The following is a 21,731-nucleotide window of genomic DNA, read 5'->3' on the forward strand; positions in this document are numbered from 1 at the left end:
TGTATTGCTCAACTTCAATTCCTTGTGAGCTGAGGATCATTGACCGGGCATCAGATGATGTGGGCCTGTTTCCAGTAGCAGGGCAAAATCCTCGGCCGCCACGGCTTTGCTGAACAGATAACCCTGGCCTTCCTCACAGTTGCGGGCCTTGAGGAACTCCAGTTGTTCGACTGTCTCCACGCCCTCGGCAATGATATTGAGGTCCAGGCTTTTGCCCAGGCTGATAATGGCACTGATCAGTTGCATGTCCTGGGTGCTTTCGCCCATGCCGCGAATAAACGACTGGTCGATTTTTAGCACATCCACGGGAAAGCGCCGCAGGTAACTGAGGCTGGAGTAACCGGTGCCGAAGTCATCGATGGCCAGCCTTACCCCCATCTTCTTGATTTCGCGCAGGGTGGCAACGGTGTCCTCGACGTTTTGCATCAGCACGCTTTCGGTAATCTCCAACTCCAGCAGTGCGGGCGCCAGGCCCGTTTGCTCAAGTGTGGCGGCAAGGTTGGGGACAAAGTCGCGCTGACGGAAGTCGATGGCCGAGATGTTCACCGAGACGCAAATGGGCGCCAACCCCTGCGCCTGCCAACGCTGTGCCTGTGTGCAGGCCTGGTGCAATACCCATTGGCTCAAGGGCACGATCAGGCCACTGTCTTCGGCCACCGGGATGAAGGCGGACGGGTAAACCCAGCCATGCTCGGGACGATACCAGCGAATCAACGCTTCAGCGCCGACCACTCGCCCGCTTTTCAAGTCCAGTTTCGGTTGGTAGTGCAAGACAAACTCGTCGTGCTCCAGGGCCCATCGAATCGCGGTCTCCAGGGTTTGTTGCCGGCGCGCTATCAGGTTCATGTCTTCGATAAAGAAGCTGAAGTTGCCAGGCCCGTGCTCCTTGACGTTATGCATGGCGGTTTCCGCGTTCTTTATCAACTCAACGGCGTTGAAACTGTCATTGGGGTAAATACTGATGCCAAGGCTGGCGGTGACGCGCAGGTCATGGCCTGCGACATGGCGGGTACGCCCGAGGGCCTTGAGGATCTTCTCGGCAATGCTCATGGTTTGTTGAGGGTGATGAATGTCGTTGAGGATCATCATGAATTCATCGGAGCCATAGCGGAACACCGAGTCGGATTCACGCACCGTTGCCAGCAGATCCTCGCTGATCTGTTGCAACACCTGGTCACCCACCGGGTAGCCCAGTGCATTGTTGACGCGCTTGAAACGGTCCAGGCCAATAAACATCACCGCCAGTTGCGTATCGTGGCGCCGGCCCAGGGCAATGGCCTGGGTCAGCCGGTCGCCGAGCAGCGTGCTGTTGGGCAGGCCTGTGAGAGCATCGTAGTGCAACAAGTGCGAAACCTTGAGTAACTCCTGGACCCGCTCTTCGATCATGCGCTCAAGGCCCAACACTTTGAGTAACGCGTCCTGTGCCAACTGCCATTTCCAGGTCAGGGCACTGGCCATCTGGCGGATCTCCAGGTGATCGAACGGCTTTTTCAGGATCAGCAACTGATCATTGAACTTCAAGCGGGCTTCAATCGCTTCGAAGGAGTAGTCGGAATAGGCCGTACACAGGGCGATTTGCAGGTTGGGGTCGATGTTCCATAGCTGTTCGATGGTTTCCAGGCCATCCCATCCCGGCGGCATGCGCATGTCGATAAATGCCAGGGCATACGGTGCGTCGTCAGCCAGTGCCCGAGTGACCAAATCGAGGGCTTCCTGGCCCTGGTACGCAGAGTCCAGGGTATAACGCTGGTGGGTGGCTGGTGCAGTGCCGAACAGGCTTTGCTCTATGCTCTCCAGCGTCTGGTCGGCAATGGCCTCGGCACAGAGGATCTTGCGAAAATCCTGATGGATCGACGCCGTGTCGTCGACGATCAGAATACGTCGGTTCGCCCCTTCGGGCCGAAGCGTCATGACGTGTACCCATTGGCGCGCAACAAAGTGGATGGGCGCATAAGGCTTCCTTTCCTCAATGGCTGGGTTGGGTGAGTCAATCACGGACTTCACCTTCAAGCGTAGTCGGCTCCCTTGAATTCGTCGGCCAGTTGGCGTCAAATCAGTGGCAGTTCACCCTTTGATAGCGTGCGCTGTCTGCCTGGGCCAGTACTGCGTACAGTCGATTGCGGGTGTCAGGGTTCAATTTAGTTCAAGTGTTAGCAGGTGTCGCCATGGATGAGCAGCTCGCTACAGTTCCCCCCTACAAGCCCACTGTTCTACTGGTCGATGATGAAGAATCGATCCTCAACAGCCTGCGCCGCCTGCTGCGTGGCCAGCCTTATGAAGTATTGCTGGCTGCAAGTGCTGCCCAGGCCCTGGAGATCATGGCCACCCAGCCCGTGGACCTGATCATGAGCGACGCGCGGATGCCAGTCATGGATGGGGCGACGTTGCTGGCCGAGACCCACCGTCTGTATCCGGCGACGTCGCGCATCCTGCTGACGGGCTACGCTGACCTGACGATGATCATCAAGGCCATCAACGAAGGACAGATCCACCGCTACATCAGCAAGCCCTGGAACGATGAGGAGATGCTCCTGGTGTTGCGCCAGTCCCTGGAGCACCAGCATTCCGACCGCGAGCGGCTGCGCCTGGAGCAACTGACCCGGCAACAGAATGATCAGCTCAAGGCCCTCAACGCCACCCTGGAAAAACGCGTGCTCGCGCGCACCAGCGAGCTGCAGCAGACCGCCGACATGCTTGACCTGGCCTACGATGAACTCAAGCGCAGCTACGTGACCGGCACCGAAGTGTTTTCCCTGCTGGCCAACCTGCGGCTGCCCAAGGAAAAGCAGACCAACCGCCCGTTGATCGAATTGATCCGGGTCTACTGCAGATCCCAGGCGATGGATGAGTCCAGTGTGCGCGACCTGACCATGGCTGCGGCGCTCTACAACGTCGGTAAGTTGAGCTGGACCGACAGAATGATGATCGCCCCCGCTGACCTGCTGCACAGCACCGACCGCGAGCTTTATCGGTCTTACCCGACCCAGAGCGAATCGCTGCTGATGACCCTGGAACCGATGAAGGATGCAGCGCGCATCATCCGCCATCACCAGGAACGCTGGGATGGCAGCGGCTTCCCCGATCACCTCAAGGGCGAGGCGATCCCTGTTGGTTCGCGTCTGTTGAAGCTGGCAGTGGACTTTATCGAGTTGCAACGCGGCTTGATTCTTGAACGGCAGATGAACAGCGACGAGGCGCTGCTGTATATCCGCAAATACGCAGGCCGCCTGTATGACCCGGACATGGTGGAAGACTTCGTCCAGGCCTGTGCGGCGTTTCTCAGTGACGTGACCCTGGGGGACCCGACGGTCAAAGTGCTGGGCACTCGTGAGTTGACCGAGGGCATGGTCCTGGCGCGCAACCTCAATGCCGATAACGGCATGTTGTTGCTCAACGCGGGCAAGGTCTTGAACCTGCCGCTGGTGGACAAGTTGATCGCTTTCGAAGCCATGGAAGGCGCCAAATACAGCGTGTTTATCAAGGAGCCCGAGGAGCCACAGACCTTGTAGGAGCGAGCTTGCTCGCGAAAAACGTCAACGATAACGCGTGCTTACTGAACGAATGCGGCGCCTGTAAGTTTTTCGTCGGAACGCCGCCCGGAGACAAGCTCGCTCCTACATCGATTGCGAGGAGCAGGGGAGTCGTGTGATCCTTTGCGGCCTCTACTCCAAGGCGTTTATTTCATGTCCAAGACCATCCGCATCGCCGCCGCCCTGTTGATCGGCAGCAACGGCCAGACCCTGCTGGTGCGCAAGCGCGGCACCCAGGCCTTTATGCAGCCGGGCGGCAAGATCGATGCGGGCGAGCAACCGGCGCAGGCCCTGGCGCGTGAGCTGCACGAAGAACTGGGGCTGCGTATCGATCCGGCACAAGCGCACTACCTTGGCCACTTCTCGGCTCCGGCGGCCAATGAGCCGGGGTTTACCGTGGAGGCCGAGCTGTTTGAGGTGCGTATCGACGTACCGGTAACCCCCGCTGCCGAGATCGAGGAAGTGCGCTGGATCGACCCGGCGGGCGACGGCGGCCTGCAGTTGGCACCCTTGACACGTGACCTGATCCTGCCGTTCTATCGTGCATCGCTGACCACCACTGCCTGAGCTGTCGGGCGCAAAGGACTGACCCGTGATCCCCCTCAATGACTTGCTGATTTTTGCCGCCGCCTCGCTGCTGTTGGTCCTGACGCCGGGGCCGAACATGATCTACCTGATTTCCCGTTCGATCTGCCAGGGCCGCAAGGCCGGGGTGACGTCGTTGCTGGGGGTGGTCGCAGGGTTCTTTGTGCATTTGTTCGCCGCGGCCGCAGGTTTGACCGCCGTCTTTCTCACGGTGCCAATGGCCTATGAAGTCCTGAAATGGGCCGGTGCGCTGTACCTGTTGTGGCTGGCCTGGCAAGCCGTGAAGCCGGGCGCCCGCTCGCCATTCGAAGCCCAGCAACTGCCTGCTGACTCGCCACGCAAGTTGGTGACCATGGGCTTTTTGACCAGTGCATTGAACCCGAAAATCGCGGTGTTCTATCTGTCGGTATTCCCGCAGTTCATCACCCCGGAGCACGGTTCGGTCTTTACCCAAAGCCTGATGCTGGGCTTTACCCAGATCAGCGTCAGCTTTGTGGTCAACCTGCTGATCTCGCTGTGCGCCGCCAGCATCGCCGCCTGGTTTATCCACAACCCCACGTGGCTGGCGGTGCAACGCTACTTCATGGGGTTTGTGCTGGCGGCCCTGGCGGTGCGCCTGATGCTGGAGCAACGGCGCAGCGCATAAACAATCAACGCACCGCGCTGACCCCGTCCAGGGTCGAAAACGAGGTGTCCTTGGCGGTCAGCAAAAAGTCGCGCATGTACGGCGCATCCAGCATATCGGCACGGATCCCGGCGTACAGCGTGGCGAACAGCCCTTTCTCCCCCAGCCGCTTGGCCTTCACATAGCCTCGCGAGCTGTACTCATGCAGCGCCCAGTGGGGCATGCCACATACGCCGCGGCCGCTGGCCACCAACTGCATCATCATCACCGTCAGCTCTGAAGTGCGGACCTGGGCCGGCTCGACATCGGCCGGTTCCAGGAAACGGGTGAAGATATCCAGGCGGTCGCGCTCCACGGGGTAGGTGATCAAGGTTTCGCTGAGCAGATCCTCGGGCACGATATACGGCTTGTTCGCCAGCGCGTGCTGGTTGGCCACGGCGAGCATCGCTTCGTAGGTGAACAGCGGCACATAGGTGATGCCCGCCAGTTCCAGTGGGTCGGAGGTCACCACCAGGTCCAGGTCACCACGGGCCAGGGCCGGCAGCGGGGCGAAGGCAAAACCGGAGGCCAGGTCCAGTTCTACTTCCGGCCAGGCATCGCGGAACTGATCGATGGTCGGCATCAGCCACTGGAAGCAGCTGTGGCATTCGATCGCCATGTGCAGGCGTCCGGCAGTGCCTCCGGCCAGGCGGGCGATATCCCGTTCGGCACCGCGCAGCAGCGGTAGCGTGGCATCCGCCAGTTGCAGCAGACGCAAGCCGGCGCTGGTGAAGCGCACGGGCTTGGTCTTGCGCACAAACAGCGGCATGCCCATGCGCTCTTCCAGCTCTTTGAACTGGTGCGAAAGTGCCGACTGGGTCAGGTGCAGTCGCTCGGCGGCTTCCACCAGGCTGTCGGCTTCGCGCAAGGCGTGCAGGGTCTTGAGATGACGGATTTCGAGCACGGGCTCTCCATGAAGACAATTTGTGACAAGTTCGGATAGCGTGAGTTTGTCTCATGTTGCCAACGCTGTCGACCATGACCGCTGGGCGCTCTTCATCAAACTGTCACGTAACTGTGGCAGCGCGCTTGAACAAACTTCATCAGACTCGCGCTCTACTGGGGTTCTGCGTTTCGGTGTTTTTCATGCGCGTGTTGCTTTTACTGGCCGCCTTATTGTTCGGCCTGCCGTCGTTTGCGGCTTCTCGATGTGATGTCAATGTCCCGACTGAACGGGTCGACCTGGACCAGGTGAGCCTGGCGTACCAGAGCATTGGTCGTGCTTCCGATCCGGCCTTGTTGCTGGTGATGGGCCTGGGCGGGCAGTTGATCCACTGGCCCGACGAGGTGGTGGTCGCCCTGTGTCAGCAAGGTTTTCGGGTGATCCGCTATGACAACCGTGACGTCGGCCTGTCCACCTGGCGCCAGGCGCCTGCCAGCGCCAACCTGACCTTTGAAGTGCTGCGCTACAAACTGGGCCTGCCGGTGGCCGCGCCCTACACCTTGACCGACATGGCCGACGACGCCCTGGGGTTGATGGATGCGTTGCAGGTCCGCCAGTTCCATGTGCTGGGGGCCAGCATGGGCGGGATGATCGCCCAGCACCTGGCGGCCATGGCGCCGCAGCGCGTGGAAAGCCTGACCCTGATCATGACCAGTTCCGGCGCCGAAGGCCTGCCGGCACCCAATGCTGCACTGGTGCAATTGCTGTCACGGCGCAGCGCGCCCAACCGCGAAGTGGCCCTGGAGCAACAGGCCGACTTGCTGGCGGCCCTGGGCAGCCCCGAGGTCAAGGATGATCGCCAGGCACTACTGCATCAGGCGGCGCAGTCCTACGACCGGGCGTTCAACCCCGAGGGCGTGAAACGTCAGATCATGGCGATTCTTGCCGAGCCGAGCCGGGTACCCTTGCTCAACCAGTTGCGGGTGCCGACCCTGGTGGTCCACGGCACGGCCGACCCGCTGCTGCCGGTGATGCACGGCGTGCATCTGGCGGCGCATATCCAGGGCAGCCAGTTGCGCTTGATTCCGGGCCTGGCCCATCGTTTCCAGGAGGCGTTCAAGGCACCCTTGCTGGCGGCGGTGTTGCCGTACCTGCAAGCCCACCGCGAGGATGCGACGCATTGGGCGCAGGTTGAGCCCAGGCTACCTTCCAAGGTTTTATGAGAGCGGCCTAGGGGTGTATGGTGCGAACTTTGTGGCGTGTAATGCCTGCGAGGTTGCGTAAATGAGTACTTCCCTGAAAATCGATTTCGTCAGCGACGTGTCCTGCCCCTGGTGCATCATCGGCCTGCGCGGCCTGACCGAAGCCCTGGACCAGCTGGGCACCGAAGTGCAGGCCGAGATCCACTTCCAGCCCTTCGAACTGAACCCGAACATGCCCGCCGAAGGGCAGAACATCGTTGAGCACATCACCGAGAAATACGGCTCCACTGCCGAAGAATCCCAGGCCAACCGCGCCCGCATCCGCGACATGGGCGCCGCGCTGGGCTTTGCCTTTCGTACCGATGGCCAGAGCCGCATCTACAACACCTTCGACGCCCATCGCCTGCTGCATTGGGCCGGGCTTGAGGGCTTGCAGTACAACCTCAAGGAAGCGTTGTTCAAGGCTTACTTCAGCGATGGCCAGGACCCTTCCGATCACCCCACTTTGGCGATCATTGCCGAAAGCGTCGGGCTGGATCTCAAGCGTGCAGCCGAGATCTTGGCTTCGGACGAGTACACCGCCGAAGTCCGCGAGCAGGAACAACTGTGGGTCTCCCGTGGCGTGACCTCGGTGCCGACCATTGTGTTCAACGACCAGTACGCAGTCAGCGGCGGCCAGCCGGCTGAAGCGTTCGTCGGCGCAATCCGCCAGATCATCCAGGAGTCCAAGGCCTAAAGCCGAGCGCAAAGCAAAATGTGGGAGCGGGCCCGCTCCCACATTGGATCATTGTTGCCCCCCCTGGCCCATCCCTTGCATTACCCCCTTAAAGCCCGGCCGGCGTGCGGTTGGGCGCTGCCAAGGGGTTAAACATTACCTTGAATATCCTCGATCTCGACCACAGCCTCACAGCCCAGGCGCCGATTGCCCTGCGCCTGGCCAACGGTCAGGCCACGCGTCTGGACCTGCTCGACCTGGGCCCGAAACTGCGCCTGTGGTCCACCGAAAAAACCTGGAAACACTTCGCCCAGCGCCTGGCCCAGCGGCCCCGGCCAAGTACGCTGCGCCCGGAAATCTTCTTCGTCGGCTCCGGCGACTATCACCACCTGACCCCGGCTTTTCTCGCCGAAGTGCAGGAACCGATCAGCCTGATCCACTTCGACAACCACCCTGACTGGGTGCGCCTGGCACCGCGCCGGCATTGCGGCTCGTGGGTCAACCAGGCGCTGAAGATGCCGGCGATCAAACGTATCGTCACCCTCGGCCCGTGCAGTGACGACCTGCACAACCCGCAACTGCGCGGTGGCAACCTGGGCGCCCTCAAGCGCGGGCATTTGCAGTTGTTTCCCTGGCAGCACCCACCGTCGAAAGTCTGGGGTCGGGTAGGGGATGGTGCCGGCCATGCGCAACAGGAAAACCACCTGCACTGGCGCAACCTGGCTGAGCTCGACTGGGCTGCATTCCTTGAGCAAATGATTGCCAGCCTGCCCACCGAGGCGGTGTGGATCACCATTGACAAGGACGTGCTAGCCAGCGAAGACGCCGCCACCAACTGGGACCAGGGCGGCATGCGCCTGACGCATCTGTTGCAAGCCCTGCGTGCGTTGGCGGCGAGCAAGCGGATCATCGGTATCGATGTGTGTGGCGAGTTTGCCCAGCCTGCGTTCAGCAACGCGTTCAAACGCTGGGAAGCCAAGTCCGACCAGCCGCCGGCCGAGCGCTGGAGCGCGGACGATTTGCTGCGCAACGCGGCGACCAATGAGGCGTTGATCAACCTGTTCGAGGAGCTGTATCCGTGACCCTGACCGTGGTGGTGTTATTGGTCTTTTCCATCGTGCTCGATGTGATTGGCCAGTTGTGTTTCAAGCTGGGCGTGGACCGCTTGCCCGAGATCAGTGGCGGTTTTCGCCTGGGTGCATTTTGGGGCCAGGTGCTCAATGCGCCGCTGCTCTGGGCGGGCATCGGCGCCTATGTGATTGAATTTTTCGTGTGGCTGGAGGCCTTGTCCCGTGCGCCGCTGAGCCTGTTGTTTCCGCTGGCGGCGCTGGCGTATTGCCTGGTGGTACTGGTGGGCAAAGTCGTACTGGGGGAAACCGTCAGCCGCCGTCGCTGGCTGGGCACCCTGGTGATTACGGCCGGCGTGATGCTGGTCGCTGTTGCGGGGACTCAAGCATGAACTCGGAAAATATCGCTATCCGTCCGGTGGGCTGGCTGCATGGTCGCCTGGGGACGCTGGTGTTGTGGGCGTTGTTGATCTTGACCGAAAGCGGCGGCCAGTTGTTTACCAAGGTGGCCGGCGATCAGTTGGGGCAGATGGATTTCAACTGGCAATGGCTGGCGGCGGTGGCGGTCAACCCGGGGATCCTCGCGGCCATCGCCTGTTATATCGGCGCGTTTTTTGTGTGGATGCTGATCCTGCGGCGCAGCAGCCTGTCCCTGGCCTTCCCCCTGAGTTCGCTGGTGTTTGTGGTGGTGCTGCTCGGCTCATGGCTGGGCCTGGGCGAGCACATCAGCTTTCTGCACTGGGTGGGCGTGGTGGTGATCATTGGCGGGATCGCGCTGCTGGCAGAAGGCGAAGAAAACTGAGCGCAGACTGGAATGCTGGACAAATGTGGGAGCTGGCTTGTGTGGGAGCGGGCTTGCTCGCGAAGGCGGTGTGTCAGCCAGGAATTACTTAACTGACCCACCGCCTTCGCGAGCAAGCCCGCTCCCACATTTTGACCGTATTCCTACAGGATGGACGCGGTCGAATGGGTATTGGGCTTTGGACAATCAATCGAAGGTATAGCTGATCGCCGTCTGCACCTGTCCCTGGTTCACCTCGCCGGTCTGGCGCACGATGCTGCTATCGGCCGCCGAGCCTGTCAGGTGTACCCAACTGGCACTGGCCAGCAGCGACCACTTGGGCGCCAGCGGGATCTGCAGGCTCTGGGTCAATGTCAGGTTCTGGAACCCGCCGCTGGCGTTGTACGGACGAATCCCCGAGGCCTGCGCCTCATGCTCATCGACCCCGAAAAACGTCTGGGTCTGGCTCTCGTCGGCAAAGTGCGCCACCAGCCCCGTGCTGCCAATGACCCCGCCGCCCAGCGGATAACCCAGTTCGCCGCCGAGCTTGCCGAGTACGCCGCTCTGTTCGTGAGCGCCGCCAACACTGCGCCCCAGTTGCGCATAGACCCGCCAGAAGTCGGCCGGTGCGTACTGGAGAAACCCGCCGATCTCGGCCATGTCCGACACGTCCCGCAAGCCCCGTAGCGGACCATTGGCCGTACGTCCCGCCAGGTAGTTGAGGTAGGGGCCAGCGCTGAAACCATTGTGGTTGAGCGCACTCCAGGTCAGACCGTCGTCGGTATCCAGGCTGACATTGCCCCAGTCCAGGTCGAAGTAGGGCACCGGTACCGTGTGATAGCGGCTGCCAGTGGGTTCCCGGGCTTGGTAGCTGGCGCCAAGGCCGACCTCACCGCTAATGCCTTCAGCCAGCGCCGAGCCCGCCCAGAGGCCAAGCACACCGGCGAACAGCGCCGAACTCATCCTGCACATCATGTTATTGCCCTCTCGAAAACATACGCGCATGAACGCGCAGGCGCGGGGCGTGTGCAAGCACTCATGTTGTTTGTAGCGACCTACAAAAATTGTAGCTTCGGTGCTGCGTTTATTTCCCATGCATGCCCGCGAGCCCCAGCCCCGCTGGGTTTTGTCCACTTGGCACAGTCCCTGCTCTATCCCTGTCAACGGCGCATCAGCGCGCTAGCATCCAAGGTAAACGCAGATGAATGACTGGCATATCGTGTGTGACTTCGACGGGACCATCACACCCACCGATGTCATCGACAACGTTCTCCAACGCTTCGCCGGCCCCGAATGGGAAACCATCGAGCAGCAATGGCTGGACGGCCATATCGGTTCGCGTGAATGCCTGAGCCGCCAGTTGGCGCTGATCAAGGCGACACCGGCCGAACTGCTGGCGTACTTCGACACGGTCGAGATCGACCCGGACTTCCCGGACTTCGTCGACCATGTGCTCGGCCTCGGTGCTTCCCTGGAAGTAGTCAGCGACGGCATCGAACAAGGCATCGCGCGGATCCTTTCGCGCAACTACGTGACCCTGCTACCGATCATCGCCAACCGCTTGCGCCAGGTTGACCAGAACAGCTGGCGCATCGACTTCCCGCACACCAGCGACGCCTGTCGCGCGGCCTCGGGCAACTGCAAATGCAAGTCCACCCCGCGCAACAAGCGGGTGCTGGTGATCGGCGACGGCAAGTCCGACATGTGTGTGTCGGCCACCGCCGACTTCGTCTTCGCCAAAGGCAGCCTGGCGCAGTACTGCCAGGCCCACGACATCCCTCATATGCGCTTCGACAGCTTTGCCGAACTGCCTGCATTACTGGCCCAACTGCCCCAGGGCATGGCCGCCAACGCCACTCACTTTACGTCTGACACTCAGGAACTCTTTCATCATGTCTGATATCCGCATCGCTACCGCCGAAGACCAGGTTCTGCTGGATAAAGAAGCCAAATACTGCTCCTACGGCGACACCGTCCACTACATCGACCCACCGCGCATCTTCAGCCGTTGCGAAGGCTCCTACGTCTGGGACACCGAAGACCAGGCCTACCTCGACCTGCAAATGTGGTACTCGGCGGTCAACTTTGGCTACGCCAACCCGCGCCTGAACAATGCGCTGAAACAGCAGATCGACACCCTGCCGCAAATCGCCAGCCAGTACCTGCACAAGGGCAAGATCGAGCTGTCGGAAATGATCGCGGTGGACGCCAAGAAGAAATTCGGTCTCGATGGCCGTGTGCACTTCAACGTCGGCGGTTCGCAGTCCATCGAGGACTCGCTGAAAGTGGTGCGTAACGCCTGCAACGGCAAGAGCCTGATGTTCGCCTTCGAAGGCGGCTACCACGGGCGCACCCTTGGCGCGTCGTCGATTACCTCCAGCTACCGCTACCGTCGTCGCTATGGCCACTTTGGCGAGCGTGCCAACTTCATCCCGTTCCCGTACCACTTCCGTGGGCCAAAGGGCATGACCAAGGAAGAATACGGCAGCCACTGCGTGCAGCAATTCGCGCGCTTGTTCGAGACCGAATACAACGGTGTGTGGGACCCGAAGGTCGGCCAGAGCGAATACGCAGCCTTCTACGTCGAGCCGATCCAGGGCACCGGCGGCTACGTGATCCCGCCGATGAACTTCTATAGCGAACTCAAGCAAGTACTCGACCAGCACGGCATCCTGATGGTGGTCGATGAAATCCAGATGGGCTTCTGGCGCACCGGCAAGTTGTGGTCGATCGAGCACTTCGATGTGCAACCGGACGTGATCGTGTTCGGTAAAGCCCTGACCAACGGCCTCAACCCACTGGGCGGCATCTGGGCCAAGGAAGAGCTGATCAACCCGAAACTGTTCCCGCCGGGTTCCACTCACTCCACCTTCGCCTCCAACCCGTTGGGCACCGCGGTGGGCCTGGAAATGTTCAAGATGACCAGCGAAGTCGACTACGGCGCGATGGTCATGGCCAAGGGCAAATACTTCCTCGAAGGCCTGCAGGACCTGCAAAAGCGCTTCCCGATCATCGGCGATGTGGATGGCCTGGGCCTGGCCCTGCGCTGCGAAATCTGCGGGCCGGACGGTTTCACCCCAGACAAGGCAGCCCTGGACTACATGGTTGAGGAAGGCATGAAAGGCGACATGCTGGTGGACGGTCAGAAACTGGGCCTGATCCTCGACGTGGGCGGCTACTACAAGAACGTGATCACCCTGGCGCCGTCCCTGGAAATCAGCTACCCGGAAATCGACCTGGGCTTGAAGCTGCTGGAGCAACTGCTGACCCGAGCGATGAAGCGGTGAACCTGGCCGATATCGATCTCGGCGAAGGCAACGCCGGCTTCGTTCTCGGCAACGGTCCGGTCGGGGTCCTGTTGATCCACGGCCTGACCGGCACCCCGACCGAGTTGCGTCGGGTGGCCCAGGGCCTGGTCAAGGCGGGCAATTGCACGGTGTACGTGCCGACCCTGGCCGGGCACTGCGGGGGCAACGACGACCTGCAGGCCACCGGCTGGCGCGATTGGTACGAGGGCGTGCGCAAGACCTTTGTCGGGGTGCAGCAGCGCCATGCGCAGGTGTTCGTCGGTGGCTTGTCCATGGGCGCGGTGATGTCGATGTACCTGGCTTCGGAATTTCCGGGCCAGATCGCCGGGTTGCTGATGTACTCCACGACCCTCAAGTACGACGGCTGGAGCATCAACAAAATGGCGTTCATCACGCCGTTGCTGATCCGCATCCCGTTCGGCGTGCGCCTGTTCCGCTTTACCGAGAAGCCGCCCTACGGCATCAAGAACGAACGCCTGCGGGCCATCGTCGAGCGGCAGATGAAAGAAGGCGAGAGCAGCGAGGCCGGGCTGTTGACCATGGAAGGCGTCACCGTGCGCGAGTTGCACTGGATGAACGCCGTGGTGAAAAAACGCATGCCGTCGATCAAGACCCCGGCGCTGGTGCTGCACTCCATCGAGGACGACATCACCAGCCGCTGGAATGCCGACTACGTGGAGCGCCACCTCGGCGGCCCGGTGACCAAGATCCTGTTGGACAACTGCTATCACATGATCACCGTCGACCTGCAATACCGCCGGGTGATCGAGTTGAGTGCCGACTTCATCGAGCAGCACACCACCCCTGTGGACGAATACCGCCGGGCTTGACCCCGCCCCCTGTAGGAGCGGGCTTGCCCGCGAAAAACCTGAGAGCGACGCTGGGTGTCAGGTTTTTCGCGAGCAAGCTCGCTCCTACAGCGCACCCTCTGTAGGCGTCGGTTTGCCGGCGATGGACGCATGTGGCCCGGTTTACGCGGTGTTTTTAGATTAAGGAAACGCTGTGATCAGCACTAAAGCCTATTCAACCATCCAAGCCATCGACCGCAGTGCCTGGAACGACTGCTTTCCCCTGGCATTGGAAGATTGGGACTACTACGTCGCCGTGGAAAACGCCGCCATCGACGATTTCCAATGGCGCTATCTGGCCCTCTACGAAAACGGGCAACTGCTGGCCGTCGCGCCGGCGTTCATCACCCATTACCGCCTCGACACCACCGTCTCGGGCATTGGCAAACGCTTCACCCAACGCCTGGAACGCTGGTGGCCCGGTGCATTGCGCCTGGGCCTGTACGCCATCGGTTCGCCAGTGGCCGAGCAATGCCATGCCGGTGTCGCCAGCCATGTGCCGGCTGCACGACGTGCTGCCCTGCTGGCGCAACTGCTGGCCGCTGCGCGCCGGGATGCCGATGCATTCGGCATCGGCCTGCTGGCGGTCAAGGATGCTCCGACCCGGGATCAGGACTGGGCCGACAGTTGCAAGGCCGCCGGCCTGCACAGCATGCCGAGCTTGCCTACTGGGCTACTGCCGCTGCCCTACGGCTCGGTGGATGCCTACCTGGGTTCCCTGGGCAAATCCACGCGCAAGGATTTGCGGCGCAAGCTCCGTGCGCCGGGGCCACAGGTGGAGTGGCGGCGCAATGTCGATGACGTATTGCCCCAGATCATGCGTCTCTACGAAGCGACCCTGGCCCGTGCCGACCTGCAGTTCGAACGTTTGCCCGCCGGTTATTTCAGCCAGGTGCTCGCCCAGCTTGATCAACGGGCGCTGTGTGTACTTTACTGGGTGGACGAGCAACTGGTGGCGTTCAACCTGGTCCTGCTCGACCAGCACCGGCTGATCGACAAGTTCTTTGCCCACGACCTGGCCCACAGCCGCGAACACAACCTGTACTTTCGCAGTTGGCTGACCAACGTCGACTACTGCATCGAGCACAAAATTGCGTTGTATGAGTGCGGGCAGGCCGGTTATGCCAGTAAGCTGCGCCTGGGTTGTGAGTTCGCCGGCAATACGCTGTTCTTCCAGCACCGCAACCGCCTGCTCGACACCCTGCTCAAAGTGGTAAAAGTGTTTATTCGCCCGGATCGATCCGACCCTGCCATGGCTGCTGCAATAAGCGAAACCCGATGATCGCCAAAACCCGCCAGAAAGCCCGCCCGTTTGCCATTTCCCGCTGGAGCCTGCAGCGCAAGCTGGTGTTGGCGTTCTGGCTGGTGACGGTGATCCCGACGATGATTGCCGCTGAACTGGCGGCCACCACCTTGTCGCAGATTTTCGACAGTAACGTGCGCATCTGGCTGCAAGAATCGACCCGTATCGTCAAGGACGAAGTCAGCGACATCCTGCACGACAACGCCCGCGTGGCGCAGATCTTCCTGCGTTATGTGCGTCCGCCTTCCACCCATGAAGCGATGCGTCATGACCGTTTGATCGCAGACATTGCCAGCGCCACAGATATTGACGTGGTCACGCTGATTCGCAGCAGTGACAGCAAAGTGATGTTCAGCACTGTGGGCGATGATGTGGTGAAACAAATCAGCCTCGCACCCAATGCTGTATTGCAAACCGTGCAGGTCGGCGGCGTGGCCACCGGGGCCGTGATTTCCTCGTTCGAGACCAGTCAGGATGGCGTCGATTATGAACTGCTGGTGGGCACGTACCTGGACAGCAGCTTCCTCACCAGTGTCGCCGAGGTGCACTCCCTGGACTTGCGCCTGTACCTGGCCAATACCGACGGTTTCTCGGAGATTTTCTCGACCCAGCGCTTTGAAGACCACCCGACCCGCGTGCCCAAATCCGTCGAAACCCTGCTGCGCAGCACCAAGCAGCCTAGCGAGCAATTCACCAGCAACTACAGTGGCCTGTACTGGCCGATCTTCAATGACACCGGCGAGTTGCAGGGTGTGATCTTCAGCGGCCTGCTGCGCCACACCAGCCTGGTGGGGCTGGTGAACCAGAGCAATCTGTTCGTGCTGATCTTCCTGCTCAGTTCCGCCTTGTCCCTGGGGGCCGGCGTGCTGGTCTCCCGGCACCTGACCCGGCCGCTGCGTGAGTTGTCCCAGGGCGTGAGTGCGGTGATCAGCGGCAACTACCAACACCGCGTGGCCGTCACCGGCGGCGACGAGCTGGCGCAACTGAGCAGCACCTTCAACCATATGACCGAGCGCCTGGGCGAGTTGCATCACCTCGAAGCCCAACTGCGTCGGCGCGACCGCCTGCATGCCCTGGGCGAAGTGGCGATGGGCCTGGCCCATGAAATCCGCAACCCACTGGGCATTATCAAGACCGCGACGCAACTGCTGCACCGCCGCACGGACCTGCCGGAGACTGACAAGCGCCACCTGGAATACGTGGTCAGCGAAGTCAGCCGGATCAATGACCTGATCACTGACTTTCTCGACTTCGCCAAACCCAGCGAGCCACTGCGCAGCCAGCAACTGGCGCGGCCGCTGGTGGAAGAGATCCTGGGGTTCTGCGCGCCGGAGCTGGCGAGCCACGCCATCGACGCGCACCTCGACGACCAGGCGCCTGGCGCGACTCTCTATGTGGACGCCAAGCAATTCAAGCAGGCGTGCCTGAACCTGATTCTCAACGCCATCGACGCCATGCCCCAGGGCGGGCGCCTGACGTTGAGCATCAGCCGCGTCGATCAATCCACGGTGATCAGTGTCAGCGACAGCGGGCAGGGCATTCCGGCAGAGATGATCGAGCGGATCTTTACCCCCTTCGTCACCACCAAGGCCTCGGGCACGGGCCTTGGCCTGGCGAAAGTCTATTCGATCATGGAAAGTCACGACGGCCGCATCGAATGCACCAGTGAGAAGGATGCCGGCGCGACCTTCAGCCTGTACATTCCGGCCAACGGTGAAGATGACGGCGACGACGAGGACAGTCATGACGCATAACATATTGGTGGTCGACGACGAGCCCAAACTCTGCGATTTGCTGGCGTCGGCCCTGAGCCAGAACGATATCCAGGTGTTTATCGCCGGCAATGGCCTGCATGCCCTCAAGGTGTTGGAGCAGGAAGATATCGACCTGGTGATCAGCGACTGGCGCATGCCCGGCATGGACGGCCCGCAGCTCCTGGCTGAGATCAAGGTGCGTTACCCGCAGTTGCCAGTGATCGTGATGACGGCCTACAGCACAGTGAAGAATGCCGTACAGTCGATGCGCAACGGTGCCTACGACTACATTGCCAAGCCCTTCGACATCGACGAGCTGGACATCACCGTGGCCAAGGCCTTGCAGTTTCGCGACATCATGCGCGACAACGCACGGTTGCGTGCCGAGCTCGACGAGCATGCGCAATTCGACAGTCTAGTGGGCGACAGTCCGGCGTTCCGGCGAGTGCTGCAGGCGGTGGATTCGGTACGCGAAAGCAACGCGACCATTCTACTGACCGGTGAAAGCGGCACCGGCAAGGAAATGGTCGCCCGCGCCATTCACAAACATGGCAACCGTGCCGACAAACCCTTTGTGGCGGTCAACTGCGCCGCGATCCCCGAAGGTTTGCTGGAAAGCGAGATGTTTGGCCATCGCAAGGGCGCCTTTACCGGCGCCGTGGCCGACCGGGTAGGGCGTTTCATGCAGGCCGACAAGGGCACGCTGTTTCTCGATGAAGTGGGCGATATGCCCCTGGCGTTGCAGGCCAAGATCCTGCGCGCCTTGCAGGAGCGGGTGATCGAGCCGGTGGGCGATCCCCGCGAGCGTAAAGTCGATGTGCGAGTGATCGCCGCGACCAATAAGAACCTGCTGGACGCGGTGGCGAACAAGGAGTTTCGCGAAGACCTTTACTATCGCCTCAACGTCTTCCCGATCCCGTTGCCGGCGTTGCGCGAGCGCGTCGAAGACATCGCCCCGCTGGCCCGGCACTTTGCCCGTAGCCTGAGCGCCAATGCCGGTAAACGCATCACTGGCTTCAGCGCCGACGCCTTGCAGGCCATGGCCGCCTACAACTGGCCGGGCAATATCCGCGAGCTGCAAAACTGTGTGGAGCGCGCGACCATCGTGGCAGCCAGCCCGGTGATTGAAGATATCGACTTGCCAGCCTATCTGTTCGCGTCCCAACCGACGGCGGGCGATGTGACGACGATCCTCAGTGAAGGCCCGGGTGTGCCCCAGGACCTGGATGCGGCGTTGGCAGAGGTGGAGAAGGCGTACATCCTAGCGGCGTTGCAAGAGAGCAATGGCGTGCAGGCGGCAGCGGCGACGAGGATCGGGATCTCCGAGCGCAGCTTCTGGTATCGCCTGAAAAAGCTCGGGATCCAGATCGACAAGATCGTGCGCTGAAACACTGATCAAAATGTGGGAGCGGGCTTGCCCGCTCCCACATTTGATTGAGGTGAATCAGGCGTGGATGCGTACCCAGACGCTGACCAGCACCGTCGCCGCCATCAGCCAGGCTACTGCGGCGACTGCCAGCGAGGCCTCCAGGCGCATGCGGTCGACCATCACATACAACGTCGCCAGGTACACAAAGTACGGAATGATCGACCACATGCCGAACACAATGGTGGTCTTCAGGTCGTCCACCGAGCGGCCCTTGCCGACGATGTAGTGGGCAATCAGCGCGAAGGTCGGAAACAGTGGCACCAGCCCGGCAATGTAGTAATTCTTGGTCTTGGCCAGCATCGCCAGGATCAACACCACGGCTGCACCCAGGGCAGCCTTGAAGACTAAGTCCATGTGCGACTCCTTAGTGGCTCAGGCCGTATTTCTTGACCTTGTCGAACAAGGTGGTCTTGGCCATGCCCAGTTCCAGGCTGGCCTGGGTCAGGTTGCCGCCGCTGCGTTGCAGGGCGTCGCTGAGCAGGTTACGTTCAAAGGCTTCCACTGCCTCGGTAAAGGCCAGGCCATGGTTGCCGGCACTGGTGCCGCTTTTCTTGAAGGCCGGCAGGCCCAGGGCAAACCGTTCGGCGACGTTGCGTAGTTCACGCACGTTGCCGGGCCAGTCGTGGCTCATCAGGCTGGACAGGGTCTGGTTGTCCAGCTCTGGCGCGATGCGGTCGAAACGCAGGGACGATTGCTGCAGGAAGTGTTCGAACAGTTGCAGGATGTCTTCACGGCGCTCGCGCAGCGGCGGCAGCTCCAGCGTCACCACGTTCAGGCGGTAGTACAAGTCGCTGCGGAACTGGCTGGCACGGCTCAACTCGTCGAGGTCGGACTTGGTGGCGGCGATCACCCGGCAATCCACCGCCACGCTCTGGTTCGAGCCCAGGCGCTCCAGGGTGCGCTCCTGCAGGACCCGCAGCAGTTTGATCTGCAGGTTCATCGGCATGCTTTCCACTTCGTCGAGGAACAGCGTGCCTTCATGGGCATGTTCGATCTTGCCGATACGCCGTTTGCCGGCACCGGTGAAGGCGTTGGCTTCGTGACCGAAAATCTCGCTTTCAAACAGGTTTTCCGGCAGGCCGCCGCAGTTCAGGGCGACGAACTGGTGGGCATGGCGGCGGCTGAAGTCGTGCAGGCAGCGGGCGACCAGTTCCTTGCCGGTGCCGGTCTCGCCTTCGATCAGCACGTTGGCCGAGGTGTCGGCGACGTTGGCGATCAATTCGCGCAGGTTCTGCATCGCCGGCGAGCGGCCGATGATCCGGCCTTCCAACGAGTCACGCTCGGCCAGTTGCCGGCGCAGCGCCCAGACTTCGCGGGCCAGGCCGCGCTGTTCGAGGGCGCGGCGCACCACGTCCACCAGGCGCTCCGGAGAAAAAGGTTTCTCCATGAAGTCATAGGCGCCATTGCGCATCGCACCCACGGCCATGGATATATCGCCATGGCCGGTGATCAGCACCACCGGCAGGCTTTTATCCAGGGCCTTGAGGCGGGTCAACAGCTCCAGGCCGTCGATGCCGGGCAGGCGGATATCACTGATCACAATGCCGGCGAAATTTTCGCCGACGCGCTTGAGAGCCTCTTCGGCGCTGGCCACGCCGACGCTGGGGATGTCTTCCAGGGCGAGGGCTTGCTGGCAGCCGAGCAACACATGGGGATCGTCTTCGACGATCAGCACGGTGAGTTCGGTGTTGGGTTGGCTGTTCATGTCGATTCGCCGGGTTGATGGCCTGCCAGGGGCAGGCTCAGGACAAAGGCTGTACCACCATCGGCCGGATGTTCGACGGCCAGGTTGCCGCCGGTGGCCGCCGCAAGGCTGGCCGACAGGGTCAGGCCCAGGCCCAACCCTTGCTCGCCGGGTTTGGTGGTGAAAAAAGGTTCGAACAGATGCTTGCGGGTTTCGGGGGCGATGCCATGCCCGTTATCGCGCACCCGCAGGCGGTATTTGCCGTCGCTGATCTCACTTTCCAGCCACAGCTCGGGAGCGGGCTGGGCATGCATCGCATCCAGGGCGTTGCCGATCAGGTTGACCAGGATTTGTTCCAGGCGGGTCTGGTCGATCTGCAACATGGCCTGGCTGAAGCCGCGGTGTACGGTCAGTGGCAGGCTGTCGAGGCGGCTGCCCAGGACCTGGAACGCCGCGTCCACGGCCTTGCCCAGGCTGGCCTCGCCCTGATCGTCACCGCGCCGGGCAAACGAGCGCAGGCTGGCGGTGATGCGGCCCATGCGGTCGATCAGTTCGTTGATGGTCTTGAGGTTGGTGCTGGCGGTCTCCAGTGCCCCGCGCTCCAGGAAGCGCACGGTATTGCCGGACAAGGTGCGCAGGGCGGCCAGGGGCTGGTTCAGTTCATGGGCGATGCTGGTGGACATCTGGCCAATGGCCGCTAACTTGCCGGCCTGGACCAACTCGTCCTGGGCACGGCGCAGGGTCTCTTCGGCCTGGCGTCGTTCGCGGATCTGCGCCTTGAGCCGTTCGTTGCTGGCGCGCAGGTCAGTGGTGCGTTCGGCGATCCGCCGTTCCAACTGGTTGTTGGCTTCCTGCAAGGCTTCGCGGGCGGCCAGGCGCGTGGCGATGACCTTGCGCCGCTCATTCCAGGCAATCAGCAGGAACGCCACCAGGGCAAAGGCCACCGCGACGAGGATGCCCTGGTTGATCGCGGCCTGGCGCAGGTCGTTGAGCGGGGTGAGCAGGGTGAAGTTCCACGGTGTGTCGTTCAGCGGCCGGGTCTGGGCCAGGTAGGTGACTTCCTGCTCGTCGGCCACCACTTCACTGTTGGCCGGGAAGGTCAGTTTTTCGCTGCCTGCAGTAAGGTGTTCACGGGCCAGGGGTTGCAGTTCGTTGAGGGTCGCCCAGTAATATTGCAGGCTGCGGGCCAGGCGCTCCTTGGTGTCGTCGCTCAGTGGGCGCACGGCCTTGAGCCGGCGTGCCGGGTCGCTGGAGAGGATGATGATGCCGTTCTCATCGCTGACAAAGGCTTCCAGGCGCGCGCGCTGCCAGCGTTCTTCCAGCGCTTCCAGGCGCACCTTGACCACTGCGACACCAATGATCTTGCCGCGCTCCTCAAGGCCATGGGCCAGGTAGTAGCCGGGTTCGCCATTGGTGCTGCCGATCCCATAGAATCGGCCCGGCTGGCCACGCACGGCATTCTGGAAATAGGCGCGGAACGACAGGTCTTCCCCCAGGTAACTGTCGACATCGCGCCAGTTACTGGTGGCCATTACCCGGCCGGTGGTGTCCATCACATAAATGGCCCGACTGCGGCTGCGCCGGTTCAGGCCTTCGAGGTATTCGTTGACCGTTTGCCGGTGTTCCGGGCTCGGGTCGGCCAGCAGTTTGGAGACGCTGGATTCCAGTTCCAGCAGGCTGGGCAGGTAGGTGTACTTGCTGATCTCACTCTCGACCGTGCGTGCATGCAACTCCAATTGGCGCTCGCCGTTCTCGCCCAGGGTGCGAATCCCGTAGTGTTCGCTGGTCCAGAAGCCGATAAAGCCCAGGCCGATCATCAACAGGATGATCAGGGGCGGCAGGAACAACTGGCGAATCAGACGAGGCTTCACGGCAAGGGATGGCGGCGCGGCGCGATAGAGGGTGGGGTCGCATTTCATCACAGATGCCTTGGGTCAGCTACAGCTTGCCTGCTCCTTGTAGGAGCGAGTTGCGGCTT

At 61.6% G+C, this 21,731-nt stretch carries 20 protein-coding genes; 14 read left to right on the plus strand and 6 right to left on the minus strand.

Annotated elements, in window-relative coordinates; genetic code table 11:
- Positions 1-36: 36 nt before the first annotated feature.
- Positions 37-1,911 (minus strand): putative bifunctional diguanylate cyclase/phosphodiesterase, encoded by a 1,875-nt coding sequence (locus FJD34_RS05045; RefSeq protein ID WP_090291927.1) that lies wholly within the window; start codon positions 1,909-1,911, stop codon positions 37-39.
- A gap of 254 nt (positions 1,912-2,165) precedes the next feature.
- On the opposite strand from FJD34_RS05045, the gene FJD34_RS05050 reads away from it, so the two are divergent.
- The 3 genes from FJD34_RS05050 (at position 2,166) to FJD34_RS05060 (ending at position 4,761) form a co-directional block, all read left to right on the plus strand.
- Positions 2,166-3,509 carry an HD domain-containing phosphohydrolase gene (locus tag FJD34_RS05050; RefSeq protein ID WP_090291924.1) on the plus strand — a complete coding sequence of 448 codons (1,344 nt, stop codon included), beginning with the start codon at positions 2,166-2,168 and terminating at the stop codon, positions 3,507-3,509.
- A 174-nt stretch (positions 3,510-3,683) separates the two neighbouring features.
- Positions 3,684-4,097 carry an NUDIX hydrolase gene (locus FJD34_RS05055; RefSeq protein WP_032859926.1) on the plus strand — a complete coding sequence of 138 codons (414 nt, stop codon included), beginning with the start codon at positions 3,684-3,686 and terminating at the stop codon, positions 4,095-4,097.
- A 25-nt stretch (positions 4,098-4,122) separates the two neighbouring features.
- Positions 4,123-4,761: a LysE family translocator gene (locus tag FJD34_RS05060; protein ID WP_032859925.1), complete on the plus strand. Its 639-nt coding sequence runs from the start codon at positions 4,123-4,125 to the stop codon at positions 4,759-4,761.
- Positions 4,762-4,765: 4 nt separating this feature from the next.
- Here FJD34_RS05060 and metR read toward each other — a convergent pair whose 3' ends face one another.
- The gene (gene metR / locus FJD34_RS05065; RefSeq protein ID WP_032859924.1) at positions 4,766-5,683 is read right to left on the minus strand and encodes a transcriptional regulator MetR; all 918 of its coding nucleotides are present in this window, start codon (positions 5,681-5,683) and stop codon (positions 4,766-4,768) included.
- Between the two features lie 182 nt (positions 5,684-5,865).
- On the opposite strand from metR, the gene FJD34_RS05070 reads away from it, so the two are divergent.
- The 5 genes from FJD34_RS05070 (at position 5,866) to FJD34_RS05090 (ending at position 9,448) form a co-directional block, all read left to right on the plus strand.
- Positions 5,866-6,885: an alpha/beta fold hydrolase gene (locus FJD34_RS05070; RefSeq protein WP_032859923.1), complete on the plus strand. Its 1,020-nt coding sequence runs from the start codon at positions 5,866-5,868 to the stop codon at positions 6,883-6,885.
- A gap of 61 nt (positions 6,886-6,946) precedes the next feature.
- Positions 6,947-7,600, plus strand: a complete 654-nt coding sequence (locus FJD34_RS05075; protein ID WP_032859922.1) for a DsbA family oxidoreductase — start codon at positions 6,947-6,949, stop codon at positions 7,598-7,600.
- Positions 7,601-7,740: 140 nt separating this feature from the next.
- The gene (locus FJD34_RS05080) at positions 7,741-8,661 is read left to right on the plus strand and encodes an arginase family protein (protein ID WP_032859921.1); all 921 of its coding nucleotides are present in this window, start codon (positions 7,741-7,743) and stop codon (positions 8,659-8,661) included.
- On the plus strand, positions 8,658-9,038 hold the full coding sequence (locus FJD34_RS05085; RefSeq protein ID WP_032859920.1) for a DMT family transporter: 381 nt from the start codon (positions 8,658-8,660) through the stop codon (positions 9,036-9,038). Before FJD34_RS05080 ends, FJD34_RS05085 begins: the two co-directional genes overlap by 4 nt.
- On the plus strand, positions 9,035-9,448 hold the full coding sequence (locus tag FJD34_RS05090; protein ID WP_029297410.1) for an EamA family transporter: 414 nt from the start codon (positions 9,035-9,037) through the stop codon (positions 9,446-9,448). The genes FJD34_RS05085 and FJD34_RS05090 overlap by 4 nt, the downstream gene beginning before the upstream one ends.
- A gap of 186 nt (positions 9,449-9,634) precedes the next feature.
- Here FJD34_RS05090 and FJD34_RS05095 read toward each other — a convergent pair whose 3' ends face one another.
- Positions 9,635-10,390 (minus strand): MipA/OmpV family protein, encoded by a 756-nt coding sequence (locus FJD34_RS05095; RefSeq protein ID WP_373290022.1) that lies wholly within the window; start codon positions 10,388-10,390, stop codon positions 9,635-9,637.
- 238 nt (positions 10,391-10,628) lie between these two features.
- On the opposite strand from FJD34_RS05095, the gene FJD34_RS05100 reads away from it, so the two are divergent.
- The 6 genes from FJD34_RS05100 to FJD34_RS05125 all read left to right on the plus strand — a co-directional run bounded on the left by FJD34_RS05100 (position 10,629) and on the right by FJD34_RS05125 (position 18,027).
- Positions 10,629-11,327, plus strand: coding sequence for an MtnX-like HAD-IB family phosphatase (locus tag FJD34_RS05100; protein WP_032859919.1), 699 nt, complete (start codon positions 10,629-10,631; stop codon positions 11,325-11,327).
- Positions 11,320-12,714, plus strand: a complete 1,395-nt coding sequence (locus FJD34_RS05105) for an aspartate aminotransferase family protein (protein WP_032859918.1) — start codon at positions 11,320-11,322, stop codon at positions 12,712-12,714. The genes FJD34_RS05100 and FJD34_RS05105 overlap by 8 nt, the downstream gene beginning before the upstream one ends.
- Positions 12,711-13,565 carry an alpha/beta hydrolase gene (locus FJD34_RS05110; RefSeq protein WP_032859917.1) on the plus strand — a complete coding sequence of 285 codons (855 nt, stop codon included), beginning with the start codon at positions 12,711-12,713 and terminating at the stop codon, positions 13,563-13,565. Before FJD34_RS05105 ends, FJD34_RS05110 begins: the two co-directional genes overlap by 4 nt.
- A 172-nt stretch (positions 13,566-13,737) precedes the next feature.
- Entirely contained in the window at positions 13,738-14,865 is a 1,128-nt protein-coding gene (locus FJD34_RS05115; RefSeq protein WP_090291922.1) for a GNAT family N-acetyltransferase, read from the plus strand.
- Entirely contained in the window at positions 14,862-16,640 is a 1,779-nt protein-coding gene (locus FJD34_RS05120; RefSeq protein ID WP_032859915.1) for a sensor histidine kinase, read from the plus strand. The genes FJD34_RS05115 and FJD34_RS05120 overlap by 4 nt, the downstream gene beginning before the upstream one ends.
- Positions 16,630-18,027 (plus strand): sigma-54-dependent transcriptional regulator, encoded by a 1,398-nt coding sequence (locus FJD34_RS05125; protein ID WP_032859914.1) that lies wholly within the window; start codon positions 16,630-16,632, stop codon positions 18,025-18,027. Before FJD34_RS05120 ends, FJD34_RS05125 begins: the two co-directional genes overlap by 11 nt.
- A 57-nt stretch (positions 18,028-18,084) precedes the next feature.
- Here the strand turns inward: FJD34_RS05125 and FJD34_RS05130 are convergent, their stop codons facing one another.
- The 3 genes from FJD34_RS05130 to aauS are packed head-to-tail and all read right to left on the minus strand — an operon-like array spanning position 18,085 to position 21,672.
- Entirely contained in the window at positions 18,085-18,423 is a 339-nt protein-coding gene (locus tag FJD34_RS05130) for a GlpM family protein (protein WP_032859913.1), read from the minus strand.
- 10 nt (positions 18,424-18,433) lie between these two features.
- Complete coding sequence (gene aauR / locus FJD34_RS05135; protein ID WP_032859912.1) at positions 18,434-19,774, minus strand: two-component response regulator AauR; 1,341 nt, start codon at positions 19,772-19,774, stop codon at positions 18,434-18,436.
- Positions 19,771-21,672: a two-component sensor histidine kinase AauS gene (gene aauS, locus FJD34_RS05140; RefSeq protein WP_090291920.1), complete on the minus strand. Its 1,902-nt coding sequence runs from the start codon at positions 21,670-21,672 to the stop codon at positions 19,771-19,773. Before aauS ends, aauR begins: the two co-directional genes overlap by 4 nt.
- Between the last annotated feature and the right edge of the window lie 59 nt (positions 21,673-21,731).

Source organism: Pseudomonas brenneri (assembly GCF_007858285.1).
Taxonomy (GTDB): domain Bacteria; phylum Pseudomonadota; class Gammaproteobacteria; order Pseudomonadales; family Pseudomonadaceae; genus Aquipseudomonas; species Aquipseudomonas brenneri.

Coding starts and splice junctions, on each gene's coding strand:
- FJD34_RS05045 (WP_090291927.1), bottom strand. CDS start 1,911: ATGACGCTTCGGCCCGAAGGGGCGAACCGACGTATTCTGATCGTCGAC.
- FJD34_RS05050 (WP_090291924.1), top strand. CDS start 2,166: ATGGATGAGCAGCTCGCTACAGTTCCCCCCTACAAGCCCACTGTTCTA.
- FJD34_RS05055 (WP_032859926.1), top strand. CDS start 3,684: ATGTCCAAGACCATCCGCATCGCCGCCGCCCTGTTGATCGGCAGCAAC.
- FJD34_RS05070 (WP_032859923.1), top strand. CDS start 5,866: ATGCGCGTGTTGCTTTTACTGGCCGCCTTATTGTTCGGCCTGCCGTCG.
- FJD34_RS05075 (WP_032859922.1), top strand. CDS start 6,947: ATGAGTACTTCCCTGAAAATCGATTTCGTCAGCGACGTGTCCTGCCCC.
- FJD34_RS05090 (WP_029297410.1), top strand. CDS start 9,035: ATGAACTCGGAAAATATCGCTATCCGTCCGGTGGGCTGGCTGCATGGT.
- FJD34_RS05095 (WP_373290022.1), bottom strand. CDS start 10,390: ATGAGTTCGGCGCTGTTCGCCGGTGTGCTTGGCCTCTGGGCGGGCTCG.
- FJD34_RS05100 (WP_032859919.1), top strand. CDS start 10,629: ATGAATGACTGGCATATCGTGTGTGACTTCGACGGGACCATCACACCC.
- FJD34_RS05105 (WP_032859918.1), top strand. CDS start 11,320: ATGTCTGATATCCGCATCGCTACCGCCGAAGACCAGGTTCTGCTGGAT.
- FJD34_RS05120 (WP_032859915.1), top strand. CDS start 14,862: ATGATCGCCAAAACCCGCCAGAAAGCCCGCCCGTTTGCCATTTCCCGC.
- FJD34_RS05125 (WP_032859914.1), top strand. CDS start 16,630: ATGACGCATAACATATTGGTGGTCGACGACGAGCCCAAACTCTGCGAT.
- FJD34_RS05130 (WP_032859913.1), bottom strand. CDS start 18,423: ATGGACTTAGTCTTCAAGGCTGCCCTGGGTGCAGCCGTGGTGTTGATC.
- aauR (WP_032859912.1), bottom strand. CDS start 19,774: ATGAACAGCCAACCCAACACCGAACTCACCGTGCTGATCGTCGAAGAC.
- aauS (WP_090291920.1), bottom strand. CDS start 21,672: ATGAAATGCGACCCCACCCTCTATCGCGCCGCGCCGCCATCCCTTGCC.